The 3,747-nt window shown below is 73.8% G+C and carries 5 protein-coding genes; 3 read left to right on the forward strand and 2 right to left on the reverse strand.

Going from position 1 to position 3,747, the window contains the following annotated elements; translation table 11 throughout:
* The first annotated feature begins 29 nt into the window (after nt 1-29).
* On the forward strand, nt 30-839 hold the full coding sequence (locus tag ACIA5F_RS28405; protein WP_399357843.1) for a prephenate dehydrogenase/arogenate dehydrogenase family protein: 810 nt from the start codon (nt 30-32) through the stop codon (nt 837-839).
* A gap of 121 nt (nt 840-960) precedes the next feature.
* Here ACIA5F_RS28405 and ACIA5F_RS28410 read toward each other — a convergent pair whose 3' ends face one another.
* Nucleotides 961-2,793, reverse strand: a complete 1,833-nt coding sequence (locus ACIA5F_RS28410; protein WP_399357845.1) for an NAD(P)H-dependent oxidoreductase — start codon at nt 2,791-2,793, stop codon at nt 961-963.
* 4 nt (nt 2,794-2,797) lie between these two features.
* Nucleotides 2,798-2,938 carry a hypothetical protein gene (locus ACIA5F_RS28415; protein ID WP_399357847.1) on the reverse strand — a complete coding sequence of 47 codons (141 nt, stop codon included), beginning with the start codon at nt 2,936-2,938 and terminating at the stop codon, nt 2,798-2,800.
* 346 nt (nt 2,939-3,284) lie between these two features.
* Here ACIA5F_RS28415 and ACIA5F_RS28420 point away from each other — a divergent pair, with 346 nt between their 5' ends.
* Both ACIA5F_RS28420 and ACIA5F_RS28425 read left to right on the forward strand, forming a co-directional pair.
* Nucleotides 3,285-3,509 carry a 4-oxalocrotonate tautomerase family protein gene (locus ACIA5F_RS28420; RefSeq protein WP_399357849.1) on the forward strand — a complete coding sequence of 75 codons (225 nt, stop codon included), beginning with the start codon at nt 3,285-3,287 and terminating at the stop codon, nt 3,507-3,509.
* A gap of 110 nt (nt 3,510-3,619) precedes the next feature.
* A partial coding sequence (locus ACIA5F_RS28425; RefSeq protein WP_399357855.1) for an S-adenosylmethionine synthetase N-terminal domain-containing protein occupies nt 3,620-3,747 on the forward strand: 128 nt, incomplete at its 3' end.

Genomic DNA, 3,747 nt, shown 5'->3' on the forward strand with positions numbered 1-3,747 from the left:
GGCCCTGGCCGCGGCCGGGGGGGGGGGGGGTGGGGGGGGGGCCCCCCCCCCCCGGGGGGCCCCCGCCGGGGGGGGCCCCCCCCGGCGCCGGGACCCTCTGGACCCCCGCATTCCCCCCGGCCGACCTGGTCGTCGTCGCCACCCCGCCGTCCGCCGTCGTGGACGTCCTGTACGCGGCGCAGGCCCGGGGGCTGGGCCGCGTCTACACCGACACGGCCGGTACGAAGGACATCGTCGCGGCCGACGCGGAGTTGCGCGGATGCGACCTCAAGGGCTACGTGCCCGGACACCCGCTGGCGGGTCCGGACGCGCGGGACCGCTCGGCCGCCCGCGCCGACCGGTTCGCCGGCCGCCCCTGGATACTGTGCCCGTACGAGACCACCGCGGACGGGGAACTGGACACCGTCGCCGCGCTGGTCGCCCTGTGCGGTGCGGTACGCCGGGACATGACCCCCGACGCGCACGACCGGGCCGTCGCCGCCGTCTCCCACCTCCCCTACGTGGTCGCGGCGGTGCTCGCCGCCGGCCTCGGCGAGGGAGGTCCGGAACTGCTCGCCCTCGCGGGGGACGAACTGGCGGCGATCGTGGGGGCGGCCGGCGCCGATCCGGTGCTCGGCAGCGACCTGCTGACCCAGAACGCCGGCCCGGTGGCCGACGCGATCGACCGGGTCGTCCGGGAACTCGACGCGACGGCCCGCATCCTGCACGAGGGGGCGGACACCGCGCCCGTGGAGATCGGCCTGCTGCTGGAGCGGGGACGGCGGACCGCCACCACGCAGGCCGGGGACCGCGACCGGCTGGGCACGCCGCGAGACGCGGGGGAGCGTGGCCGGGCGTGATGACGAAGGACGCCGAAGGCGCGGTGGCCGTGTACTTCCGCTGCCTCGCGGCGTTCCCCGGTGCTTCGGGTACGTGAGGGACGTGAGGTACGTGAGGGACGTGCAGGACGTGCGGAGGCGCTCAGGCAGCCGCGCCGAGGAGAGCCGGCCGTGTCGCGGCAGCCCGCGTACCGGCCAGCCACATCAGCTGGGACACCATCTGCGCGAGCCGCTCCCCGTCGGGTGAGAGCGGTCCGTCCGCGGTCGGCCGCACCGGAACCTTCGTCATGGTCACACCCGAAGGCGTCGGCCAGCCGCGCAGCGCGTGGCCGATGGTGCGCAGCGTCGTCAGGGTCGCGACCGCGCCCTGCGCCCCCGCACCGACCGCGACCGTCCCGATGGCCCGCCCGTCCAGGTAGGGGAGCGGCCCGTCGATGTCGTTGACACAGTCGAGGGCGTTCTTCAGGAGCCCCGACACGGTGGCGTGGTACGTCGGGGACACCAGGACGACACCGTCGGCCCGGCGCAGCTCCTCCAGGAAGCCGGCGACCCCCTCGTGCGTCGCCCCGATGCCCGGCCGGTAGGCCGGGAAGTCGATCTCCGCACCGGTGAAGACGCGCACGGTCGCCCCCCGGTCCGCGCACTCCCGGGCGCACCAGCCGGCCACCTGGTCCGAGGTGGAGCCGACCCGCAGTGAGCCGCTGACCAGGACTATGTGTGGTGCTCTCATGGCGTGGACACCCTCCTTCGGGTGATCTGCTGCTGTGGCTTCGAACGGCCGGGGGCGTTCACGGCGCACGGACCGGGGCCGCCAGCCGACCACGGCCGTGAGCCCCGGGTCGGCGTCCTTGCGGCCCGCGGACCTCGTACGGGCGTTGCGACGCGAGACGGCAGCCCTGTCCGTCACCTCGTCGAGGGAGCCCCGGTGCCGCGACCGCAGGACGACGCTCGCCGCCCGCCCCACGCGTTCGCGCGCGTAGGCGTCCAGGGCGGCGGTCACGGACGGATGGGACGCCATGGCGTCGGCGAGCACGATCGCGTCCTCCAGCGCCATGTTGGCGCCCTGGCCGAGTGCCGGGACCATCGGGTGGGCGGCGTCGCCGAGCAGGACGACGCGCCCGTCGGTCCACCGGGACACCGGATCGCGGTCGTAGATGTCGGTGACCACGATGTCGGCCGAATCCGCGTCGCGCACCAGGGCGACGACGGGCCCGTACCAGCCCTCCAAGGTCTCGGTCAGGCGGCGTTGGGCGGTCGCGGGACCCAGGGGCGGCCAGATCCCGGCCGGTGAAGTGATCTTCGCGGTCCAGTGGAGTGTGCCGCCGCCGACCGGCGTGACGAAGAGCTGGACGCCCCGCCCGCTGACCACGTGGCCGCGCTGCCCGAGCACCGAACCGGACGTCCGGCCGCGCACCGAGGTGTAGCCGCGGTACTGCGGTGGCCCGTCACCGAGCATCCGTCGGCGTACCGCCGAGTCGATGCCGTCGGCCCCGACGAGTGCGTCGCACACGATCGTGCTGTCGTCGCCGAGGCGGACGGACACATGGCTCTCGTGGGTGAGGTAGTCCTCGACCGCCGTGGCCAGACGCACGGACGCCCCCGCCGCGAGGGCCTCGTCGAGCAGGGCCCGGTGCAGGGCGCGCCGCAGCACGGAGATCTGCGGGGCGCCGAACTTCCGGCCCGTGGCACCGATCGGCTCCTCGGCGAGGACCGTGCCGGAGGCGTCCATCAGCACCCGTACCTCGTCGTCGGCGGTGACATGGCCCGCGGCCCGCACGCGCGAGCCGATCTGCCCGCCCAGGGCGTCGGCCGCCCACACCCCGTTGGGGTGCAGCACGAGGCCGGAGCCCCCTGAGTCGATCCGGCTCGCCCGTTCGACGACCGTCACGTCGAATCCGCGCCCGGCCATGGCCGCCGCCGCGGCCAGGCCGCCGATACCACCGCCCGCCACGGTCACGGATCGTCGCATCACCATGGATTCAGACCTCCTGTCCGGCCGGACGGGTGACCGCGGTGCCGGTCCTCGCGGGAACACCGTCGGGAAGGCCGTGGAAGAATGCGGCTTCCTCCACCTCCACGCCGATCCGGACGCCGATCCTGCGTATGTCGAACGTGGACACCAGTTTCCTTCCGGAGCCGCCAGAGGCCCTGGTCCTCCCGGGCCGGCGCGCGGACCCGTCACCGGGCGAAAGCGCGGTCCCGGCCACGGGAGGAACGATCCGGCAGGACGGACGGGAACAGCCGGACAGGACGGCGCCGAGCCAATCACGCGGTGATGGACGGGACAACAGGCCACCACCGTGCGCGGCGACTTGAGCAACTTGCCGAAGTCGTCCGGAGGGAAAGGGCGTTCTTGGCCGGGTTCGGAGGATGTGCTCCCCTCGGACGTCCAGTGGACCTGGAAATCACTCGGCCGCCGCTCTGGCAGTTTCCTGGAAACTGCCCGTGGAGATAAGGAATGTCGACATGCCAGTGGTCACCGTCAACTGGTGGGAAGGCAACGACCGCGCCGCGCGTCGTGAGCTCGTGGCGCAGCTCACCGATGTCGTCACACGCGTGTCGGGCTGCCCGCAGGAATCCGTCACCGTGATCGTCCGGGACGGTGACCCGGGCCGCCGGGGCAAGGGGGGCCGGGGCAAGGGCCGCCTCGCCGACGACTGCGGACCGGCCGGCTCCCCGAGCCCCCGCTGAGGCCGGACCGCGCCGCCCGACCTGCCCAAGGACGATCCGACCGTGAGCCGTTCGGTGACTCAGCCAAGTCCGGTTGCGGCCCCGCGCACCCCGCAGTTCTCATGCGCGACATGACGAAACGCCTGTTCACCTCGGAGTCCGTGACCGAGGGCCACCCCGACAAGATCGCTGATCAGATCAGCGACACGATTCTCGACGCGCTCCTGAGGGAGGACCCGACCTCGCGTGTGGCGGTGGA

The sequence above is a fragment of the Streptomyces sp. NPDC051567 genome (genome assembly GCF_044454165.1).
Lineage (GTDB): Bacteria > Actinomycetota > Actinomycetes > Streptomycetales > Streptomycetaceae > Streptomyces.

Bases quoted from the DNA above. Each gene is read 5' to 3' on its own strand.
- ACIA5F_RS28410 (WP_399357845.1), bottom strand. From the start codon at position 2,793: ATGGTGATGCGACGATCCGTGACCGTGGCGGGCGGTGGTATCGGCGGC.
- ACIA5F_RS28420 (WP_399357849.1), top strand. From the start codon at position 3,285: ATGCCAGTGGTCACCGTCAACTGGTGGGAAGGCAACGACCGCGCCGCG.